Source organism: Parabacteroides sp. AF19-14 (genome assembly GCF_003635485.1).
In the GTDB taxonomy this organism is placed as follows: Bacteria; Bacteroidota; Bacteroidia; order Bacteroidales; family Tannerellaceae; genus Parabacteroides; species Parabacteroides distasonis.
In genome coordinates this window covers 1-22,638 of record NZ_QTMJ01000036.1, presented here as the reverse complement: position 1 = coordinate 22,638, position 22,638 = coordinate 1, and the positions used below count along the sequence as shown (strand labels likewise).

General features: G+C 46.9%; 17 protein-coding genes and 1 pseudogene. 11 read left to right on the top strand and 7 right to left on the bottom strand.

The annotated features are described in order from the left end of the window. Positions 1-58: 58 nt before the first annotated feature. From mtgA to DWX33_RS21520, 3 genes are read left to right on the top strand one after another with little or no spacing between them, the layout of a single operon-like run. Positions 59-859 carry a monofunctional biosynthetic peptidoglycan transglycosylase gene (gene mtgA / locus DWX33_RS21530; RefSeq protein WP_005865395.1) on the top strand — a complete coding sequence of 267 codons (801 nt, stop codon included), beginning with the start codon at positions 59-61 and terminating at the stop codon, positions 857-859. Then, positions 805-1,470, top strand: coding sequence for a lipoyl(octanoyl) transferase LipB (lipB, locus tag DWX33_RS21525; RefSeq protein ID WP_057329183.1), 666 nt, complete (start codon positions 805-807; stop codon positions 1,468-1,470). Before mtgA ends, lipB begins: the two co-directional genes overlap by 55 nt. A 1-nt stretch (position 1,471) precedes the next feature. Further along, positions 1,472-2,404 (top strand): tRNA-dihydrouridine synthase family protein, encoded by a 933-nt coding sequence (locus tag DWX33_RS21520; protein ID WP_122381017.1) that lies wholly within the window; start codon positions 1,472-1,474, stop codon positions 2,402-2,404. On the opposite strand, the gene DWX33_RS21515 is transcribed toward DWX33_RS21520, so the two are convergent. Further along, on the bottom strand, positions 2,361-6,824 hold the full coding sequence (locus tag DWX33_RS21515; protein ID WP_122381016.1) for a translocation/assembly module TamB domain-containing protein: 4,464 nt from the start codon (positions 6,822-6,824) through the stop codon (positions 2,361-2,363). The two genes, DWX33_RS21520 and DWX33_RS21515, sit on opposite strands and share 44 nt — an antisense overlap. 139 nt (positions 6,825-6,963) lie before the next feature. On the opposite strand from DWX33_RS21515, the gene tsaD reads away from it, so the two are divergent. Beyond that, a complete protein-coding gene (tsaD, locus tag DWX33_RS21510; RefSeq protein ID WP_005865403.1) occupies positions 6,964-7,983 on the top strand; it encodes a tRNA (adenosine(37)-N6)-threonylcarbamoyltransferase complex transferase subunit TsaD in 1,020 nt (339 codons plus the stop codon). 62 nt (positions 7,984-8,045) lie between these two features. Next, a complete protein-coding gene (locus DWX33_RS21505; RefSeq protein ID WP_005855698.1) occupies positions 8,046-8,582 on the top strand; it encodes a CinA family protein in 537 nt (178 codons plus the stop codon). 12 nt (positions 8,583-8,594) lie between these two features. Here DWX33_RS21505 and DWX33_RS21500 read toward each other — a convergent pair whose 3' ends face one another. Further along, positions 8,595-10,334, bottom strand: a complete 1,740-nt coding sequence (locus DWX33_RS21500) for an SGNH/GDSL hydrolase family protein (RefSeq protein ID WP_121961306.1) — start codon at positions 10,332-10,334, stop codon at positions 8,595-8,597. An 82-nt stretch (positions 10,335-10,416) separates the two neighbouring features. On the opposite strand from DWX33_RS21500, the gene DWX33_RS21495 reads away from it, so the two are divergent. From DWX33_RS21495 to serS, 5 genes are all read left to right on the top strand, one after another. Beyond that, a complete protein-coding gene (locus DWX33_RS21495; protein ID WP_122381015.1) occupies positions 10,417-12,408 on the top strand; it encodes a glycoside hydrolase family 97 protein in 1,992 nt (663 codons plus the stop codon). Between the two features lie 99 nt (positions 12,409-12,507). Continuing rightward, positions 12,508-13,530, top strand: a complete 1,023-nt coding sequence (locus DWX33_RS21490) for a sensor histidine kinase (protein WP_122381014.1) — start codon at positions 12,508-12,510, stop codon at positions 13,528-13,530. Then, positions 13,527-14,237, top strand: coding sequence for a LytTR family DNA-binding domain-containing protein (locus tag DWX33_RS21485; RefSeq protein ID WP_005865412.1), 711 nt, complete (start codon positions 13,527-13,529; stop codon positions 14,235-14,237). The genes DWX33_RS21490 and DWX33_RS21485 overlap by 4 nt, the downstream gene beginning before the upstream one ends. A 129-nt stretch (positions 14,238-14,366) precedes the next feature. Continuing rightward, positions 14,367-14,906 (top strand): NlpC/P60 family protein, encoded by a 540-nt coding sequence (locus DWX33_RS21480; protein ID WP_005865414.1) that lies wholly within the window; start codon positions 14,367-14,369, stop codon positions 14,904-14,906. A gap of 47 nt (positions 14,907-14,953) precedes the next feature. Then, on the top strand, positions 14,954-16,228 hold the full coding sequence (gene serS, locus DWX33_RS21475; protein WP_009276314.1) for a serine--tRNA ligase: 1,275 nt from the start codon (positions 14,954-14,956) through the stop codon (positions 16,226-16,228). 74 nt (positions 16,229-16,302) lie between these two features. Here the strand turns inward: serS and DWX33_RS21470 are convergent, their stop codons facing one another. From DWX33_RS21470 to DWX33_RS21450, 5 genes are all read right to left on the bottom strand, one after another. Then, positions 16,303-18,771, bottom strand: coding sequence for an FAD-dependent oxidoreductase (locus tag DWX33_RS21470; RefSeq protein WP_122144489.1), 2,469 nt, complete (start codon positions 18,769-18,771; stop codon positions 16,303-16,305). Positions 18,772-18,838: 67 nt separating this feature from the next. After that, a complete protein-coding gene (locus tag DWX33_RS21465) occupies positions 18,839-19,204 on the bottom strand; it encodes a MarR family winged helix-turn-helix transcriptional regulator (protein ID WP_005855716.1) in 366 nt (121 codons plus the stop codon). Between the two features lie 209 nt (positions 19,205-19,413). Next, positions 19,414-20,391, bottom strand: a complete 978-nt coding sequence (locus DWX33_RS21460) for a dihydroorotate dehydrogenase-like protein (protein ID WP_005855718.1) — start codon at positions 20,389-20,391, stop codon at positions 19,414-19,416. 29 nt (positions 20,392-20,420) lie between these two features. Further along, complete coding sequence (locus tag DWX33_RS21455) at positions 20,421-21,089, bottom strand: YggS family pyridoxal phosphate-dependent enzyme (protein ID WP_022193158.1); 669 nt, start codon at positions 21,087-21,089, stop codon at positions 20,421-20,423. Between the two features lie 4 nt (positions 21,090-21,093). Further along, positions 21,094-21,597, bottom strand: a complete 504-nt coding sequence (locus DWX33_RS21450; protein ID WP_005855722.1) for a DUF4494 domain-containing protein — start codon at positions 21,595-21,597, stop codon at positions 21,094-21,096. A 155-nt stretch (positions 21,598-21,752) separates the two neighbouring features. Between DWX33_RS21450 and DWX33_RS21445 the strand changes: the two are divergent. Beyond that, positions 21,753-22,638, top strand: a pseudogene (locus tag DWX33_RS21445) (tyrosine-type recombinase/integrase); the annotation flags it as partial.

The following is a 22,638-nucleotide window of genomic DNA, read 5'->3' as shown; positions in this document are numbered from 1 at the left end:
TTTGACTTGCATAAAAATCGAGTTTTTTATGTAAGTTTGTCTCTCCAAATAGAAGAATATGGTAGCACCTCTGGTAAAACGGATATGGATCTGGTGCAGGAATCTGTTGATCTTCCTGTTTGTATCCAGTATATTGGCGGTAGTGGTATATAAATTTGTACCCGTATATTATACGCCATTGATGTTTATTCGTATGTATGAGCAGCATCAGGATGGGAAGAAAATGAAACTCGATCATACGTGGGTTCCTATATCCAAGATCGCCCAGCCTTTGGTTCAAGCGGTCATAGCGTCGGAGGATAACCTGTTCATGGAGCATAATGGCTTTGATGTGGAACAAATCCAGAAGGCACGGGCCGAGGCCGAGAAAGGTAAAAGGGTGAGAGGTGCCAGCACGATTTCCCAGCAGACCGCTAAGAATGTATTTCTTTGGCCGGGGAAAAGTTATTTACGGAAAGGCATCGAGGTCTATTTTACCTTCTTGATCGAATGGATATGGGGAAAGGAACGTATTATGGAAGTCTATCTGAACTCGATAGAGATGGGGGAGGGCATCTATGGTGCGGAGGCGGTAGCGGAGGCTCATTTCGGTAAGCATGCCTACCAATTGACCAAAAGCGAGGCAGCCTTGATAGCGGCCACACTTCCAAATCCCCGGAAGTTTAATTCTGCTAAACCGTCACCTTATATGCTGAAACGACAAGCGAAAATAATTTCCTTAATGGGAAAACTGATAAAAGTAGAAATGGGATATGGTGCCGGGCAAGTTGATCCCGGTACCGGAAAGGTTAAAAAAAGAAAGAAATGGAGAGCTTCCGTTATCATGACTTGGGACGAATCGCTTATGCCGATGCGTTAGAATATCAGACAGCTGCTTTCGAGGTCTTATTGGATGCGAAGGCAACGGGAAAGAAAGAGGATAATCAATTATTCTTTTGTGAGCATTTACCGGTCTTGACGATCGGTAAAAGTGGCAAGGACTCTAATTTGCTTATCCCCGAGGAAACTTTACGGGAACGAGGGGTCTCGTTTTACCATATAAACAGAGGGGGGGATATAACGTATCACGGGCCGGGACAGATTACCGGTTATCCGGTATTTGATCTGGAATATTGGAATCTGGGATTGAAACAATACATCCATATGCTGGAAGAGACGATCATCCGTTTCCTATCGCTTTACGACTTGAAAGGGGAACGTTTGGAAGGGGCGACGGGTGTATGGCTAGACCCTGAAGTACCGGGGCGTGCCCGTAAGATCTGTGCGATTGGTGTGAAAAGCAGCCGGTTCGTTACGATGCATGGCTTTGCTTTGAATATAAATACGGATCTGAGTTACTTTTCATTGATCAACCCTTGTGGCTTTACGGATAAAGGCGTTACCTCTTTGGCTATGGAGTTGGGGGCACCCCAAGACTTTGAGTTGGCAAAAAGTCAATTGAGATCGATTTTCATGGAAATCTTCGCTTGATATGGCAGTCATTCATTTCGCTCCTTTGCAAGGATATACGGATTCGGTTTATAGAGAGGCGCATACCCGAGTATTCGGGGGCGTAGATACCTATTATACTCCTTTTGTAAGGATAGAGAAAGGTGGTTTCCGGAATAAGGACTTGAAGGATATCGCTTGCGATAGAAATAGGCAGGTACATGTCGTACCGCAATTGATCGCTTCCACACCAGACGAGTTTCGGTCGATCGTGCGTTTATTCCAAGAGAATGGGTACCGGGAAGCGGATATTAATTTAGGATGCCCTTTCCCTATGCAGGTCCGTGCCCATAGAGGCTCGGGACTTTTGCGGTACAAGGAAGAGGCCGAGTATTTATTACGTACGATTGAGGAGTTCCCGGATATTTCTTTTTCTGTGAAAATGCGTTTGGGGTGGGAGTGTGCGGACGAGTCATTCGTGCTTCTGTCCTTATTAAATAAGTTACCTTTGAAGCATATAACCTTGCATCCCCGGTTAGGGATACAGCAATATAAAGGAGCTATCGATTGGGATGGATTCTCCTGTTTTTATGAGGAATGTAAACTTCCTTTATATTATAATGGAGATTTAGTGGAGCTGGAAGATATCCGAGGTATAAAGGTGCGTTTTCCGGGGCTTGCCGGGCTTATGCTAGGACGAGGGTTATTGGCCTCTCCTTGGCTGGCCACTGAGTTTGTGTCCGGACAGGTCTTGACCGTGAATGAGAGGCGGGATAAACTAGTCATGTTCCATGAGTCGTTGATGGATGAATATGCTGCCCGGTTGGAAGGTGGCGAGCATCAGGTATTATCCAAAATGAAGACAATCTGGGATTATCTTTTGCCGGAGGCCGATAAAAGGCTTCGCAAGAAAGTCTTGAAAAGTACTTCCCTTACTTCTTATCAGTCGGCAGTGAAAGATTTGTTGAGTCTTTGACTACGGGAGGGACATTCGTAGAGTCTTTGGGAATCAAGGGTAAAAGAGGTCTCTTTCTTCTTCTGAAAATCTCAGAGAAATTTGTAAAGTCTTTCCGGTACATGATTCCTACACCTTGTATGGTTAATGCTTGCTTCAGGCCGAAATACATATCTCTGGCATGGTTATAAGCCTTTAGCCGGATCTCACCGGAGGGGGTCAACTTATATTCTAGGTCGAACTCCCCGATAAAGGTGTTATTTTTGCCTGTAGTAACCGTATTTCTCATACCGAAATTACCATTGATCAATAAGCGGTTGTTTAGCAACTGGCTGGATAATATCATCTCGTATTCCGTGTCTTCCTTGAAACCGTCCTGTCCCGCTCGTATGTTTGTCCCTATTTGCACTTTATCCGTGAAACTACCTAACAGATTGGATAATTGCGCTGAGATAGCGGATGAAGCCACGGCGTTTAACTCGCTAGACTTGTAAGTCGTTTGGGCATACTCGGGTGTATAGAATTTATTTAACACCAACAAATAAACGATTTGCCGGGTCATCATATCCTCTGTGTCTATAAACGCTTTGACTTGACGCTCTAACTCCTCGTTAGAGTTCGGAAATTCTAAGTCGAAGGAAATAGACGGGCTGCGCAATGCGCCTTCAAGGTTTAAGACGCAATTGACGGGTATGTTTGTTCGAGAACTTTCTTGTAAGAGACTCTGATCCAAGTCTCCGATATTTGCGGTCAGATTGTAGATCGCATTGATATCCATATGGGCATTAAAGGGATCGCCACGGAAATTGATCGTGCTACCGTCTCTGATCTTAAAGTCTTTATGGATGATTTGCTGTAAGCTGAAATTATAGTTTCCTTGTACGATATTCACGTCGCCATACATACGAAGATCACTTCTTGTTCCATATTGTATTTGTAAACTTCCACTGGCGTTTCCTTTGATACGGTCTCCCGCTATCGGGTCCATGATTAGCTCTATATCGGCATCGGGTGTGATATCAAGGAGGAAGTTCATTCGTAGCTCGGCTCCCTCGTCTGTCTCGTGTACGATATTCAATGGGTGTGTGGACGTGGAATCTACGTTAGCGGCCAACTTGCTTTTATCGACGAACGTGATAAAATCATAGTCCGTAGCCGAGTTATTATTCATGAAGTCCAGATAAATAGCAGTCTTAGGTTCGCTTTTCATGTTAATATCAAAGTCTATCAACTTACCGTTGCCCTTGATTTGCGCCGTTCCGCTGGCGAATACCGTTCCATAGATCAGCGGATTCTTTTTCTGGTTGGCGTTATACATCAACATCTTATTACCCTGCACGTTTACGAGGAAGCTATAATCCCGGAAATGCAGATGATTGAACTTAAGGCTGACTTTTCCGGAGTTGCCGAATTGATCCTTGACCGTGATATTCCGTAAATTGACGGACGTAGAGTCAAGGTGGACGGAATCGGAGAAGGTATAATACGTATCCAAGAAATCAACGCCTACCCCTCCATCCATGACATAGGCATCTCCCTCGACATTCAGCTCCTTAAAGGGGCCGTGCAAATGTATACTTCCGAATCCCCGGCCTTGCAAGTTCTTTATGACCGTATCGACAAAGGGTTGCAAGAAGGCCAGATTGATATCATTGGCATCGAAATACAAGGATAGCCCCGCATTGGGCCCGACTGGAAATACATAACCGTTCACATCCGTCCAAGTGCTGTCGTTCTTGTAGATGCTTCCCAGCATAAGGATACCTTTCTGTGCGTCGTCCCATTCGCTGAAGAGATTGAGGCGACCCAAGGGGGTTTGGTTGAATGAGAAATTCTTTACTTCCAGATCCGTATTTAGCATGCGGCTATTGAATAAGTCGTTCACATAGAACTTACCGGTCGCCTCACCCCCGAATTGCAAGACTGGGATATTCAATACGTCGAAGACATAACTCAGCTCTATTTGCTTCAAGTCTACCAATAAAGTATCTGCCGGATCTTTCGAGATCGTCCCTTCCATAGATAAATACTGGGTCTCATGATCTACCCGGAAATGCTCGATACCGATCTTGCCCTCACGAATTGTTATATTCGCCGGATTGATGGTCCAGAGCGTGTCTTTAATAATGAGGGGGCTTTTATTCAACGTGACTTCCGTACGTAACTTGGCCGGCCCTTTCTCGCTTTCCTCCTCGACAAAAAGGGTAGAGGCGGAGATGTCGGCCTTAAATAACCGCTCTTTATTATTCGCCCACCCAATCATGGTATTCACCAGATTGTCTTTAGCGTCTGCCTTGAGATCAAGGTAATTACGCAGTCCCTTGTCGTTGTAATTAATCGTTTTTAATTGGAGGTTTACCTTATCGTTCGGATTGTCGCAAACCAAGTAGCCGGATTCGAACATGGATTTCCCGAGATTGAACTTCGGAAGCCACGCCTCGATACGGAACTTATTATAAATATTATTATAATGTCCCGTGATCCGTCCGGGTTGCACCATCGTGAACGGTAGTTTCAATGTCGTAGAAAGCGCTTCCGTATTCTCGATCGTTAATAGGAGGGCGAAGTTATTCTCCTTCACGATTTGTTTTTTCTGGGTCGTGTTGATCAAGGCTGGCACATATCCCTTGAACGTATTCATAAGGCTGGGGATTAGCGTGTTGAATGAGTAAGACCCGGTGACCTCTCCATTCAAGATATCGGACGTTATGGTTAATTGCCGGTCGAGACTATGCCCCGAGGCAACTACTTCGAATTTCTTAAGGAAGAAGCTGCTGGGAGTGGTCTCGAAAGAAAGACTGTCCAACGTGATGCTACCTTCCAGATTATCGATATTATCTCCGGTGAAATCCGCGTTTAAAGCCAAGGAGATATTCGGCGCCTCATATTTGTCCGTCAGGTTCAATCGGTCCGGCCGGAAATGATCGAGGCGGGCGGTGAAATTAAACAAGGAGTTTTGCCCTTGGTGCTGGAAGATACCTTGGGCGTATAACTCGCCATTGGGATCGTTTACATGGATAGTCCCATCGAAACTACTCTTCTTGAAATTACCGGAAAGATTTATATCCTTGTATTTATAAGCTTTATAATCGAACTCCTTGACTTGTGCTTGGATATTTCCGGAGAAATTTCCGCCAACAGGTCTACGGGTATCGATATTGATGTCGAAGCGAGCCTCCCCGAAAGGATTATTCTCGCCAAATAACTCATGGAGCCGCAAGTTACTGGAGGCGATGCGTCCCCGTAGGTAAGCGGCTATATTCTTATCCTTGTTGCTACCGAATATCAAGTCTGTCTGTATGGAGCCGATGGAAGACGATAGTTTTCCGAAAGCGACTAGGTTATCAAAAAAGCCTGATATCTCGCCCGTGAAATTGATCGTCCCCAATTTGATGACCGGGGCCGGGAGATTCTTCGGACGCTCATTGAAGTTATTGGCCAGACTGGAGATACCGTCTGTCGTGATATACATCTTATTCACCTTCCCTAAAAGATACGTTTCCTCGGGATGGGTGATGTTTTTCAGTTCCATCTGGCCGATAAACAGCATCTTATCGCTATACTTCAAGGTGAGGCGCTTCAAGTTAAAATTATTGATGTAGCCGTTTGCCTCGGCCGATAACTCAATCGTGTCGGCGAAGTTCTTGAATGCCGGAACGAAAGGGGATAAGTCCTTCAGGCAGATTTGCGAAGGCGTTATATTCAAATCGATCGGAGCGTTGTTCAAGAGAGCGGGAAGGCTATCGATCTCGCTTAAATCGATCCGGGCAAGGCCGATCTTCAAGTCTGTCTGCGGCAAGCGTACCTCGAAGTCCTGCACGAAAGCGCTATCCCGGTTCCCGACCACGTTCAGCGATAACTTATTCAAGGAGAAACCGGACGCCTCGTCGAAACTCATCTTCTTGATATGGGCGTTCACGCTGTCCTTGTTAAAAGCCTTGAGGGATATCTTGGCACTCAGGTTCTTGATATCGATATGCTTGGCGTTGAACTTTCCCGGGGTCTCTTTCTCGCTATCCACGTTATAGCTGAAATTACCTCTTCGGATCATGATGGAGTTGAAACGGAGATCGATATTCTTCTCTTTCTTTATCGAATCCTTGCTGGCGAAAGCGTCGATGACGAATTGCAGGTTCAAGGGGCTTTCAGGCGTATGTTTTCGTAGGTTGAAGGAGAAACCGAACAAGCGTACCGTCGTGAAGACAAACTTCCCTTCCAGTAACGGCATGATCTCGAATCCCGCCGCCACATGGTTCGCCTCGAACATGACTTTCCCGTCTTGGTCTTCCAGATAAAGCCCTTCCAGTACCAGACGATTGAACCATTCGATATCCACGTTACCTATCTTTACGGGCACACCGAGATGGCTGGATAATTGGGTCGTGGCTACTTCCGAGACTTGGGTTTGAATGTAAGGGATTCTCAGCAAGATGCCCGGCAGCGCATAGAATATCCAGAATAACGTAAGTAGGGTAATGATTATGTATTTAAGTCCTCTGATATCTTTTCTATTTATTTAGCGCAAATCTACAACAATATCGCGATAGATTTCGTTAATTCGCGGAAAAAAAGACGAAGATATGAGTATAACAATATTAGGAATCGAGTCTTCTTGCGATGACACTTCCTCTTCCGTGATTCGGGACGGCGTGATGCTGTCCAACGTAATAGCCAGTCAAGCCGTTCATGAGGCCTATGGCGGGGTTGTCCCCGAGTTGGCTTCCCGTGCCCATCAGCAGAATATCATTCCGGTAGTGGCCGAGGCCATCAAGCGTGCCGGCATCGATAAGTCCGAGTTGAGTGCCGTGGCGTTTACTCGTGGGCCGGGTTTGATGGGTTCTTTATTGGTCGGGACCTCGTTCGCCAAGGGGTTGGCCGCTTCCTTGGATATCCCGATGATCGAGGTCAATCATTTACAGGCTCACGTGTTGGCTCATTTTATCAAGGAGACTCCGGACGATGACCATGCTCCCTCGTTTCCTTTCCTTTGCTTGTTGGTTTCGGGCGGTAACTCGCAAATCATAAAGGTGAACGCTTATAATGATATGGAGGTGATCGGCCAGACGATCGACGACGCAGCGGGAGAGGCTTTCGACAAATGCGCCAAGGTGATGGGACTGGGTTATCCCGGTGGCCCAGTCGTGAATCGTTTGGCGAACGAGGGCAATCCGAATGCCTTTACGTTCAGCAAGCCGCATATCCCCGGATATGACTATAGCTTCAGTGGCCTGAAGACTTCCTTCTTATATACCTTGCGTGATCATTTGAAAGATGATCCGGATTTTATCGAGAAGAACAAGCGAGACCTATGCGCTTCCTTGCAAGCTACGGTAATCGATATCTTGATGAGTAAATTGCGTAAGGCGGCGAAGGATTTGCATATAAAGGAAGTAGCCGTCGCCGGAGGTGTATCGGCCAATTCCGGTTTGCGTGAGGCATTCTTGGATCACGCCAAACGTTATGGCTGGAAAGTGCATATCCCGAAGTTCTCGTTCACCACGGATAACGCCGCTATGGTAGCTATCACGGGATATTATAAGTATATGGATAAGGAGTTCTGTCCGATGGATGCCGCTCCTTTTTCTAGGGTTGTCTTATAGGAAAATAGTTTTACTATAGAGAAACAAAAGTTTCTTCTAGGGAAAACAAAAGTTTCTTCCTAATGAAACTATTGTTTTCCCATAATGAAACTCCTAGTATCATTATAACAATGGAAGTAGATGATTTACCAATAGAGTTAGAAGTAGCGGACGCACTCAAATCAGGACACCTGATGATGGGTACGGCAGAGAGTTGTACAGGCGGAAAGATTGCCAGCATGATAACCTCCATGGCGGGCAGCTCGGAATACTTCACCGGGGGCGTGGTAGCCTATTGCAATGAGGTGAAGCATCATGTGCTCGGTGTCTCCGAGGCGGACTTGAACACTTTCGGGGCCGTAAGCCAGCCGGTCGTGGAGCAGATGGCCCGTGGAACTATGCGGGTATTGGGATGTGATTGTGCCGTCGCTACCTCCGGGATCGCCGGGCCGGGAGGCGGGACTCCCTCGAAACCGGTGGGAACGGTATGGATTGCGGCCGCTTATAAGGAGAGGATTCTCTCCGAGTGCTATCATTTCGGGGAGAATCCTCGTATGGAGAACATTCGCTTGTCGGCAGAGGCGGCGTTGCGTATGTTGCTCGGATTGATTCGTGAGTAAAGGGACTATCGCTTAATGGGCGATCTCGTCCACGATTTGTTTATAGCCTTCCTCGTTCGGGTGTAATCCGTCTGAGAATAAGGATTCGTTTATCTTGCCGTCTTCCTGAAGCAACTTCGTACCCGGGTTCTTGAACGTGTACCATCCGGTCTCGACCATTTGACGGATGCGGAGATTGAGATTCCTTACCCGTTCTTCTTGGTTGCGGCGGGGCAAGATGCCGATTACCTTGATCTTGGCCTCCGGCTGCCGTTGCTTGATGGCGGAAAGCAAGAAACGAATGCCTTCCACGATCTCGTTGTCATTGTTGATTCCGATGTTATTCGTGCCGATCATCAATACTACTTCCTCAGCCTTGTATCCATCCAATTCACCATGATAGACTCTCCAAAGTACGTTCTCGATACGGTCGAAACCATATCCGAGATTGTGGAATCCAGCCGGACGCATGATTTTCTCCCATGTTTCCATACCTCGCACGGACGGTCCTTTGGGCTCTCCTCCCCAGAAATGCGTGATGGAATTACCTAGGATCACCCGTCGAGGCGGGTTGCTTTGATTCAGCGAGAGAATATCCCGGTGACGTTTTTGCCATTCGTAATTATTGGGTTCCCGGCGCTGGGTGACAGGCTGTGTAGTGGAGAGATTACCTTCGGGGATGCGTAATATTTCCCGTACTTTCCGCTCTACGGCGTTCGCCTGTGTTTCCATGCCCCAGTCGGAAGGATGGACGTAATCTACCCAAGCGTCCGGGTGCGGTCCCAACTCTTCTCGTGTAAGGTAGTAGATATCTTTTATCCCTTGTGCCTGCAATTCCTCGAATGCTTTTTTAGCTCCTTCGTTCATGCGTGTATAATCTTGTAACTTCGTATCGTCAGCGAGTGCGTTGCTATATCCGGCATGCTCCACTAATAAGATCGGAGAGGAGTGGGTGGCACGTATTTGCTTGACTGCGTCCGATACGAGTTGCGTGATCTCATCTTTGCTCTTTGGCGTGAGGTTGGGCAGGCAGTCAAGGATATAAAGGCGTGCGTCTATCTCACAAATAAAATCCAATACCTCTTTCTCTAAACGTCCGTTACCGGAGAAGCCTAGGTTGATAAGCGGATATCCCAGAGAACGCTGCAAGATCGTGCCCCAAGTCATGCCCGGGCGAGAGGCGCATGCGCCTTGGGCGATCGAGGTTCCGTATAAAAGAATCGGTTTCTCGGGCGATACGGGGATAAACGTAAGCTCATCGTTTTCGGGCACGCCGATTTCCAACCACTTTATCGTATTATAAGGAGGCAGGTAGAGGCGGAACTCATAGCCCCTGTCATGATACATATCTTTGCCTATGTTCGTATAATGATATTGAAGCGTATCTCCGGAAGGATAACCGCCGAAATAAAATCTCCATTGGCCATCGCTATCGATACTATATAGATCTACACCGGATACGCCTGTCGTGGGCATATGTGGCATATTCAGCGGTCCACTTACTTGATAGCGTACTTTTAGTTCAGGGGCGTTGCTGAAAAAATGAATCGCCAACCCGGCGGAGTTGCGCGATAAATCCCAGACGGGTTTACGTACCTTGCCTTCGGCTCTTTGGGGAAGCCGAACGTAACGGTCTCCGATCTCTTCGGTCCATCCTTGGTTTTGTATGACAGGGAATCCACATTCGAGCGGGTTGAGCCATTTCCATTGTGCGTGAGCGGAGAGAACCGTGAAACATACGAGCGTTAAGAGGATTTTGTGAAGTCTCATCATTTCGGTATTATTTGTTTTTTGTTATGAATATGACAAAGATAATATATATTTGTATTCATAAACAAACTTAAATCAATAAACCATGAGTAAAAACATTCTATTTGCTTTTCTCTTTTTAATGGGCGCTATCCCGTCGATCGCCCAGAAGAATTACCAAGTCCAGTCTCCGAACCGGGATATAAAGGTGGAGGTTACGGTAGCCGATAAAGTCACTTTCGCTATCGTACAGGATCATTCGGAGGTGATGAATTCTACCGTATCTATGACTTTACAAGGAGGTGAGGTACTTGGTGCTAACCCGAAAGTCTTGAAAGTGACGAAGACCTCGGTAGACAAGGAAATACCCTCTCCGTTCTATAAGAAGGACGTAGTAAAGGATATCTATAATGAGATGCAAATCTCGTTCCGGGGAAACTACGGGCTGGTTTTTAGGGTGTATAACGATGGAGTCGCTTACCGTTTCACGACGAAAAGAAAGGAACCGATCGTTATCGCCGACGAGGAGGCCGTCTATAACTTCCCCTCGGATTATAAGACATTCACCGCTTACGTGAATAGTACGAAGCCGACGTTCGAGGAGCAATTCTTCAACTCCTTCGAGCAGCCCTACGTAAACGAGACGATCTCTAGCCTAAATGATAAACGCCTGAAGATCCTGCCTCTTTTGGTGGATCTGGGAGACGGTCGCAAGGTCTGTATCACGGAAGCCGATCTGGAGGATTTTCCCGGGATGTTCTTGAATAACGAGACGGGAAAAACTTCCTTGAAAGCGGTTCATGCGCCTTATCCGAAAGTGAAGGAGCAAGGCGGCCATAATCAGTTACAGATGTTGGTGAAAGAGCGTGAGAACTATATCGCCAAAACATCCGGAACCCGTTCTTTCCCTTGGCGTGCGTTTATAATCTCCCAGAATGATAAGGAGTTGGCCGATTGCGATATGGTCTACCGTCTGGCTTCTCCCTCCCGGGTAAACGATATCTCTTGGATCAAGCCGGGTAAGGTGGCTTGGGATTGGTGGAACGACTGGAATCTATACGGTGTGGATTTCCGTGCCGGAATCAATAATCCCACCTATAAATATTATATCGACTTCGCCGCCGAGCATGGCATCGAGTACGTAATCTTGGATGAGGGCTGGGCCGTGAACCTGCAAGCGGACATGATGCAAGTAATACCGGAGATCGATCTTCAAGAATTGGTGGATTACGGTAAGTCCAAGAATGTCGGAATTATCCTTTGGGCGGGTTATTGGGCTTTCGCCCGTGATATGGAGAATGTCGTGAAGCATTATTCGGATATGGGCGTGAAAGGCTTCAAGGTGGATTTCTTGGATCGTGACGATCAGGAAATGGTGAACTTTATTTATGAGGCCTCCGAGGTATGCGCTAAATATAAGATGCTAGTGGATTTCCATGGCGTATTCAAGCCGACAGGTCTTCAACGGACCTATCCGAACGTATTGAACTATGAGGGTGTGAATGGCTTGGAGCAACTGAAATGGTCTCCCGAGTCTTACGATATGGTGACGTACGATGTCACGATCCCATTCATCCGTATGATCGCTGGCCCGATGGATTATACGCAAGGCGCTATGCGTAACGCCGTTAAAGGTAATTATCGCCCGGTAAACTCGGAGCCGATGAGCCAAGGAACCCGTTGCCGCCAGTTGGCTACTTACGTGATCTTCGAGTCTCCTTTCAATATGTTGTGCGATGCCCCGTCTAATTACAGGAGGGAAAAGGAATGTACGGAGTTTATCTCTAACATTCCCACTATCTGGGATGAGACGGTCTCATTGGATGGAAAGGTCTCCGAGTATGTAGCGATCGCCCGCCGTCATGGTAATGATTGGTATATCGGGGCATTGACCAACTGGACGCCGAGGGAGCTGGATTTAGACCTGTCTTTCTTGGGCGAAGGTGATTATACTTTGGAATTATTCAAGGATGGCATAAATGCCGATCGTGCTGCCCGTGATTATAAGAAAGAGGTAATCCCAGTCCCGACAGATCGCAAATTAAAGATCCGTATGGCTCCCGGTGGAGGCTATGCGGCTCGTATCCAGAAACGATAATTCTTTTTTCGTCTAAAGCGACCCTGCCACTCGTCGAATAAACGCTTGCGTTCATAGGCGCAGGCGTTAGATTCGCTTACTTTTATAAAAAACGGTATTATGAAATTCACGAGGCAAGATTATATATTGGCGGGAGGACAGGCTTTATTGTGGATCACCTTATGGCTGATTCCTCCTGCGATCGATTTTTTCATACGCTTTAATCCGAGTTCGGCTTTCGAGGTGTGGAAGATTAATACGGGATTCATTACTCCGTTGGCTATTGTTTTCACCGCTAATTTCTATGTATTGGTTCCCTATTTGCTTTATCGGGATCGGAAGATGCTCTTTGGTTTGATGAATTTGCTATTGATCACGGGGGCTAACCTATGGATATTTTCTCCTAAGGCGGATTTCCCGGACGAATGGCGTTCGGGAATGTATATGGTCGCTTTCGGAGCGTTCTTCTTACATTTGCTAGTGATTGGATGTGCCGTGGGGTTCCGTTATATCGTACGCTGGGGCGATATGCAGATGCGTTTGAAAGAGGAACGGCAGAAAAACGCCGAGGCGGAACTGGCTTGGCTGAAGAACCAGTTGAATCCGCATTTTCTCTTTAATACCTTGAATAATATTTCCAGCTTGGTCCAGATAGACCAAGATACGGCGCAAGAAAGTATCGGGCAATTGAGCGATTTGCTGCGGTATACGCTCTATGAGTCGAACCATGAGCTGGTACCGGTGGAAGGCGAGATCGAGTTCATGAATAATTACATCGAGCTGATGAGATTGCGCTGCAATGAGTTGGCTACCGTGGAAGTAGATTTGCAGATTCCGATTAAACCGATGAGGATCGTTCCGCTCTTGTTTATTTCTTTGATAGAGAATGCATTCAAGCATGGCGTGAATAGCCGTAAGTCGTCGTTCGTACGTATTCGTTTCAAGGCGGAAGGAGATGACCTTGTTTTTACCTGCGAGAATAGCGACCATCCGAAACCGGATGTGAACCGTAGCGGATCGGGGATCGGGTTGGAAAACCTGAGGCGTAGGCTGGATCTGGCTTATCCCGGTCGTTACCGATATGATCAAGCGCTCCGGGGAAATAGTTACTTTGTTCAAATAACACTTCGAGACTGCTTATGAAAACACTGACTTGCATGATCGTAGACGATGAGCCCTTGGCGGTGAAGATGCTGGAGGACTTCGTAAGCCGTACGCCTTATCTGAGGCTGGCGGCTTCCTTCAATGATCCGGTGCTGGCACTCTCCACGTTGCGTGAGTCTTCGGTGGACGTGCTTTTCTTGGATATCCAGATGCCGGATCTGGACGGGCTGAACCTCTCCCGCATGGTGCCCCCCGGTACGAGGGTGATCTTCACGACCGCCTTTAAGGAGTATGCCTTTGATAGCTATGAGGTGAATGCCCTCGATTTCCTGCTGAAGCCCATCCGATACCATAAGTTTCTCGGAGCTGCGGAGAAGGCCCGCCAATGGTTTGAGATGAGTAGCGTGAAGGAGGAGAGAGGTAGCCTTTTCGTGCGGGTGGATAGCCAGTTGCGGCAGGTGGAAATCTCCCGGATATTATACGTGACGGGTTTGAAGGATTACGTGATGATCTATCTGGAAGGGGAGGCCCGTCCGCTTATCACCCACGTGACGATGAAGGCCATGGAAGAGATGTTGCCTTCCGGTCGCTTTATGCGGGTCCATCGTTCTTATATCGTGGCGTTGGATAAGATCCGCTCCGTCGACCGGAATAATTGCGTTTATATCGGGAAGGAGATCATCCACGTGACGGATGCCTACAAAGAGGCGTTCAACGCTTATCTGAAAGCTGCTCAACCTTCTTGAACTTGGATGCCCATTCAAAGCTCCTTACAATGGGCATTCTAACGACCTTACAATGCCCATTGTAGGAACCTTATAATGGGCATTCTAAACTTTATGTGTATATTCGTGCCTTAATTAAGAGAAAACGATATGAAGAATAGCATTCCTTTAGGGTTTATCCGGATCTTTATCCTGCTTATATGTCTGACCTCGTGCGGTAGCAAAAAACAACAAAAAGTAGCTTTGCCCGCCGATTTCAAGGGACCGAAGGAGTTGGCTCGCTTATATGGGGTACGTATCACACCGGAAGATAATATATTCTTGTACAACGAGGGGGCCCGTTGGTTGGGTGTACGTCATAAATTGGGAGGGAGCACGAAACGGGGCGTGGATTGCTCCGGTTTCGTATCGATCGTTTATCGGGAGGTATACGGAAAGCAGCTGGCTCGTTCCTCGGCGGATATGCTGAAGTATAATTGCAAGAAAGTGAGTCGTGCCAAATTGCAGGAAGGAGATCTGGTATTTTTCAAGACGGGCCGTGGCGGGAAGCGTGGCGTTCCGAATCACGTGGGGATTTACTTGAAAAATGGGCGCTTCATCCATACCAGTACTTCTAGCGGCGTGATGGTAAGTAGCCTTAGCGAACCTTATTATACAAGAACTTGGTTAACGGGTGGTCGGGTAAAATAAAATTACTAAATTCGCGTCTTAGAAAAACTATTAAACATAAATAGAATATGTTGACAATCAAATTAATCACTGAAAACACGGATGCCGTAATCCGTGGACTGGAAAAGAAACATTTTAAGGGTGCGAAAGAAAGCATCGATAAAGTGTTGGAATTGAATGATAAAAGACGTATCGCACAAAATCAATTAGATAAGAACCTAGCGGAGGTAAACGCAACCTCGAAGTCGATCGGACAATTAATGAAAGAGGGCAAGAAGGAAGAGGCGGAGGCCGCTAAGAAACATGTTTCCGAGATCAAGGAGGTGAGCAAGGCTTTGCAGGTTGAGATGGATCAGGCTGCCGAGGAGCTGCAGAACTTACTTTATACGATCCCGAACGTACCTTACGATGAGGTGCCCGAGGGTACCTCCGCCGAGGACAATGTGGTAGAGAAAATGGGAGGTATGGAAACGGAACTTCCGAAGAACGCTCTTCCGCACTGGGAATTGGCGAAGAAATATGATTTGATTGATTTCGATCTGGGTGTTAAGATCACGGGAGCAGGTTTCCCGGTCTATAAAGGACAGGGCGCTCGTTTGCAACGTGCGTTGATCAACTTCTTCTTGGATGAGGCCCGTGACGCCGGTTACTTGGAGATCATGCCGCCTACGGTGGTGAACTCGGCTTCCGGTTATGGTACGGGACAGCTTCCAGATAAGGAGGGACAGATGTATCATTGCGAGGTAGACGACCTCTATTTGATCCCGACAGCGGAGGTGCCCGTGACAAATATTTACCGGGATGTCATTCTGGATGAGAAGCAGTTACCGATCAAGAATTGCGCTTATACACAATGCTTCCGTCGTGAGGCCGGATCTTATGGCAAGGATGTACGTGGTTTGAATCGTTTGCACGAATTTTCTAAGGTGGAGTTGGTTCGGATCGATAAACCGGAGCACTCTAAGCAATCTCACCAAGAGATGTTGAATCATGTGGAGGGATTACTTCAGAAGTTGGAGTTGCCGTATCGCATCCTTCGTCTTTGTGGGGGTGATATGAGTTTCACGGCTGCCCTTTGCTTTGACTTCGAGGTGTATTCCGAGGCACAACAACGCTGGTTGGAAGTTAGCTCCGTGTCCAACTTCGATACGTATCAAGCCAACCGCTTGAAATGCCGCTATCGTGACGAGAATAAGAAAACGCAACTTTGCCATACCTTGAATGGTAGTGCCTTGGCTTTACCTCGCATCGTAGCCGCCTTATTGGAAAACAACCAAACCCCCGAAGGTATCCGCATCCCGAAAGCGTTGATCCCTTACACTGGGTTTGATATGATTAAATAAGCATCAGATCATTTATATAAAATATCCCAGCATTGTCCTTATTGTGGGTATGCTGGGATATTTTTTTGAATGAATTAGATGAATAAGTTTACGTTCGCGTCTTCCGCACGTTCCAGATAGGTGGCTACGCCTCCTAGGACAACGTTATCCATCAGTTCTTCTTTTTTGACGCCCATTACGTCCATGCTCATCGTGCAGGCGATCATCTCGATACCATTCTCTACGGCTTGTGCCATAAGGCTTTCCAAGCTGTCGATCCGTTTCTTCCTCATGATAAGGCGCATCATCCAACTGCCGGCTCCACCCATATTCATTTTAGATAGTTTCAGCTTTTCGCTATTTGCTGGAAGCATCCAGCCAAACATCTTGCCGAAGATATCTTTTGATACGGCAGGTTTTTCCCGTTTCTTAATCACGTTAAGTCCCCAGAAAGTAAAGAACATAGTCACCTTCTTTCCGGTGGAGGCAGCCCCGTTCGCTATGACGAATGAGGCCAACGCCTTATCGAGGTCATCGCTGAAAACGATCAATGTCTTGTTGTCGGCACTATTACCACCTGTCGCTATTTTGCATTCAGCTTTTTTTTTTCGTACCGTGGCGGCGATCGTGCCTCCCTTATTTTCCAGAGAGACTAACTCTGCCCCGGTTATCTTGCACCATGAAGAGACATCTTTTCCGAAAGCCTGATCTGTTGCGGTGATTTCCAATGACTCATCTTCCCGCAAGTTCTCATAGTTCTTTTTCAACTGCATGATCGGTCCCGGACACATTAATCCGCAAGCGTCTACCTTAATCGCTGTAGCTGCCGGAGTCGATTTGCAAGAGCTACTTTTACCAGATGCCTTATCAGAAACAGCTTCGGACGAACAAGGTGCGCAGGCCGGCTCATTCTTGATCTTTGCTGTCGCTACACTCCAAGTCTTGTAACCACCGGATAGGTTTCGGACATTCGTGAAGCCATTTTGAGTCAGGATGCGATAAGCCAAATAGCCCCTTAATCCAACGGCGCAAGTCACTACGATCAGTTTATCCTTGGGCAGTTCCGCCAAATGTTCTCTTAACTCATCAACCGGGATATTGATGAAGCCGGGGATTGTCCCTAAGCTGTACTCGTCACGGGTACGGACATCGATACGTACGGTATCTGGCGATAAGTTCTGGATCTCTCTCCACTGGATCGCTTTCGCTTTTCCCGTAAGTAGGTTCTCCGCTACGAACCCGGCCATATTTACGGGATCTTTAGCGGCTGAATAAGGAGGAGCATACGCATGTTCCAACTCCGTCAGGTCATAGACCGTACCTTTCCGCTGGATAACTTGCGCTAACATCTCGATCCGTTTGTCTACGCCTCCGAAACCTACGACTTGCGCCCCTAACAGTCGTCCGTCTTCCGGCGCGAACAATATCTTGATCGATAAAGGCACGGCTCCCGGGTAATATCCCGCATGCGAGGCTCCATGCGTATAGGAGGATTGATAAGCGATTCCTTCCCGTTTCAACAGCTTAGCGTTAGCTCCCGCCGTGGCGACCGTCAAGTCGAATACCTTGGCGATAGAGGTTCCCATCGTCCCGTCATAAGTTTCCTTATTGCCGGATACGATATTATCGGCTACGATACGTCCTTGCTTATTCGCTGGACCCGCCAATGGGATCAAGGCTGGTTTGCCTGTCACGAGGTGGCGTACTTCCACGGCATCTCCCAACGCATAAATATCCGGGTTCGAGGTCTGCATATATTCATTGACAGCGATACCGCCGAGTGCTCCGATCGTAAGTCCCGCTTCCTTGGCCAATCGGGTTTCCGGACGGACACCGATACTCAATAAAACCATATCCGCCGGGATCTGCTTCCCACTTTTCAAATGAACGGTCACGCCTCTGGAAGTCTCCTCGAAACGAGATACGCCATCTTCCAGCATCAAGCCTACCTGCTTGCCGATCAATTGCTGATGTACGATAGCGGCCATGGAATAGTCGAGGGGTGCCATCACTTGGTTAGCCATTTCCACGACGGTGACGTGGACACCCAGCTCATGCAAATTCTCCGCCATCTCCAAGCCGATGAAACCACCCCCTACAACAACGGCGGTACGGGGCTTTTCCGTGTTCACGTAATTCTTGATCGTGTCCGTATCCGGCACGTTACGTAACGTGAATATCTTTTTACTCTCGATTCCTTCGATGCGTGGACGCAAAGGCTCCGCACCGGGAGAGAGCACTAGTTTATCGTAAGTCTCCGTGTAGGTTTCTCCTGTGCCGAGTTTCTTTACCTCCACTTGCTTGGATTCGGGAAGGATTCGGGTTGCTTCCTGCTCCGTACGGATATCGATGCGGAATCGATCCGTGAAGCCTTTCACGGTTTGTACGAATAATTTATTCCGGTCGTTGATCGTGTCTCCTATATAATAAGGTAATCCACAGTTTGCGTAAGAAACATATTTTCCACGTTCGAAAAGGATGATTTCCGCTTTCTCGTCCATCCTACGCAGCCGGGCTGCTACGGTAGCTCCACCGGCTACACCTCCAATAATCAAGTACTTCATATCCGTTTATATTTAATTTATATTATACATATTTGTTAGTAGACAATAATTAGTTAAAAAAAGGGATTCATCCCTTTTGTATGTATTCCTTGAGTTGATTGAACAGGCTGTCCATGTTTAGCTCGGCCTGCATCATCTGTTGTATTTTCTCTTTCCCTTTTGGGGTGAGCGAGAAAAACATTTGCCGCTTATCCTCTTTATTGATGTTCCTGCGGATAAACCCCTTGTTCTCGACAGAGGTGATCACCTTTGAGACCCGGGAGTTTGAAAGACCGATATAATCGCAAATCATTCCTGCCGACTTTGCCTCATTATCCTTTAAGCAACAAAGCAACATGGCCTCGTTGATGGTGATAGCATGTACTTCCGAGAAATTTTTCTCGAACTGGTACAGTATCTTATAGATATCCTTTATGGCGCAAATTGGTTCCATATTTCTTTATAACTTGTTTGATGATGCAAAGATATAACTATTTTCTAATAAAAATACTTTCTAGTAGAAAATAATTAAGACTATTGTATATTACCCTATAGTAGAGACAGGGCGTGCCCCGTCTCATCACCGTCTGAATAGTATCTTTAAGTTACCATTTAGCTGGGATGAGACGGGGCACGCCCCGTCTCTACTACTAGGTATTTTTTTTAATCTCTGTTGGAGAAATATTTCATGAATTGTGAACGCTCATACATCGCCGGGTTCGGGATATTGGCGTAATTCAATTTGCCTTGGAATTGGGAAAGGGATTGGTAATGTGCCTGATGCATCCACTCTTCCACGCAAGTCAATACTTGGGAGATGATTTCCGCTCCATGTGTATAGACAGCGCTACACATCTGTACGGCGGAAGCGCCGGCCAATAGACATTTAACGACATCTTCCCAATCATGCACACCGGTAGAGGAAGCGATACTGATTCCCGGGATCTTTCCGGATACGATAGCCGTCCAGCGAATCGTGTCACTCAAATCGGAATGATTGCTAAATACATTACCCGAAACGATCTGCATATTATTAATGTCGATATCCGGCTGGTAGAAACGATTGAATAGCACGACACCATCAGCACCGTTTACTTTCAACAAATTAACCAGCGAAGGAATATTGCTGTAATTCTTTCCGATCTTCATGATAACCGGAATCGATACGGTCTCTTTTACCTTGCGGATGATACTGACATACGTATCCCGGATACTCTCGAAATCTTCGGTCAGTTCGGTTTCCATGAAGAACACGTTCAATTCCAAAGCGTCCGCTCCCGCTAACTCAATTTGGCGGGCAAAGTCGATCCAAGCGTCCGCCTTATAGCAATTGATGCTGGCGATAATGGGGATCGTACATAATTCCTTGCTCTTCTTGATCAGTTCCAGATAATCATTTACTTGATTCGCCTTTACATAACCACGGATATAATCCGCCGCTTCGGGGTAATCGGAGTCTTGCATCAAAGCCTCGCTCTGCATCTCGATCTGCTCTTCGAAAAGAGATTTCAATACGATAGCTCCAGCACCTGCTTTCTCAAAATCCCTGTTACGTTCCGCCTTATTGGTGAGTCCGGAGCTCCCTACGATAATCGGATTGCGAAGTGTTAACCCCGCATATTGGGTTTTAATGTCAATCATGTTGCCTATATTTAGATTTAATAATTACTTTAATATTCCCGTTCGCCAAAGATACTGGTACCCACCCGTATCAAGGTGCTTCCTTCTTGGATAGCGATCGGGTAATCGTGGCTCATCCCCATGGATATCTCCTTGAAATCGACATTATCTTTACAGAGCGTCTCTTTCAGTTCGATAAATAAATCATGGATCTTGCGGAATTCTTCCCGTATCAACCCCGTATCATCGGTATTGGTAGCCATGCCCATCAATCCGCAAATACGAATATGCTGGAATTCGGCCAAGGACTCGTCACGCAACAACTCCTTGCATTCCTCAGGACTGAGTCCGTGCTTGGATTCCTCTTGCGCCACATGGATCTCCAATAATACCCGGATCGTGCGGTCGTGTTTTTTCGCTTGTTTATTCACCTCAGCCAAAAGCTTCAAGGAGTCTATGCTATGGATCAAATGAATAAAAGGAGCGATATCTTTTACCTTATTGCTTTGTAACGGGCCGATAAAATGCCATTCGATATCCTCAGGTAGTACTTTTTGCTTGGCGCTCAGTTCCTGTGCCCTGCTTTCGCCAAACACCCGCTGTCCGGCGTTGTAAGCCTCCCATAGAGCCTCCACCGGGTGAAACTTAGAGACGGCAACCAACGTCACCCCTTGCGGGAGCGACGTTTTCAGTTGTACTATGTTTTGAGCGATACTCATGTTTTTATCCTCTTTGTTCAGCTTGTTGTTTTTGCTCCGCTATCAGTTCCTCGCCACTTTTCTTCTCGCCGGGAATACTGTTCGCATCGAATGGGAATACATCCATCAACTGGGTTTCCGTTACCGAGGCGATGGTATAATCCGCCAATGTACCCTTCATTCCATCTTCCAATACGGCGATGGCCTCTTTCAGCGTAGTGGCTTGGGCAAGCATTTGTGCGGCGGTTTTCTTTTCCGCTCCGCTCTTCTCGTCCAACGTGATAAAATAAACCTTGATCTTATAGAACCGATCACCATTCTCGTTGAAGAATAATTCGGATAAACGAGCTCGTTTGATGTCTGTTACCGTGAATTCACCCGTGATGAAGGGGCGGATCTCCTCGATGATGCGAGCTTCCGCTTCCGTAAAAGACAGGGCGTCTACCAAGTAAGGCTCGGTTACTTTTTTCTGCATGCCATTTTCCAGCATTTTCTCGTAAGAGACCTTACATTCAAACCAATTGTGCATATGCTTTACTTTTTAATTTAGTCTGTACTCTGTTTAAAACAACGTACAAATATAGTGGCTATTCGTCAATAAAACAACTTGCCGCAAAAGATATAATTTGTCAGGATGTCTAATTTCGCGTGTTTGTTTTCAGTTGGAATTTAAAATAGAGAGATATGGATGAGAAAGATTTGGTGGAAGGGATGCGAGAGTATATAAGTCTGTTACAAAAGGAAGGACGGTATTCCTCGGCGAAAAGTTATCAGGATGCGATGAACTCTTTTATACGGTATAGCGGGACGGATCGTATCCCATATACATATATAAATAAGGATACTCTTCGCCGGTACGAGGCTTATTTGTTGGAGAAAGGCTGCATGCGTAATACGGTCTCCACGTATGCCGTTTGCGTTGTATCTATAACAAGGCGGTGGAGAATGGTGAGGCGGCGTTTATCCCTTCATTATTCAAGGGGGTTTTTACGGGTGTGGAAAGCCAGCGCAAGAAATCCTTGCCTCTGGGTGATTTGAATCGCCTGATGACTGTCCCGGTAAAAGGAGAGAAGTTGAGGAAGACACAGCTGACGCTTTGCTTGATGTTTCAATATGGGGGGATGTCGTTCGTTGATTTCGCCCATTTGAATAGGGGTAATATCAAGAACGGCATATTGGATTACAATCGCCAGAAGACCGGGACCTCTATGCGGTTGGAGGTCTTGGATACGGCGGAGGCTATGTATAAGGAGCTGGCAGGTGAGAGGGGTGGAGGCTCCGGCTATTTATTTCCCTTTTTAAGTGGGACGAAGAACGGCCATGAGGCATATCTCGAATACAATGCGGCCTTGTCCCGGTTTAACCGGAACTTGAGGATGTTGAAGGAGGTTGCGGGAATAGCGTCGGATGTGACTTCCTACACGATCCGTCATTCTTTTGCCATGGCATTGAAGGAGCAAAATGTCCCCATTGAGATGATCAGCGAGTTATTAGGCCATAAATCCATCAAGACAACCCAGATTTATCTGAGAAGTTTCTCCTTGGAGAAAATGACGGTGGTAAATAAGTC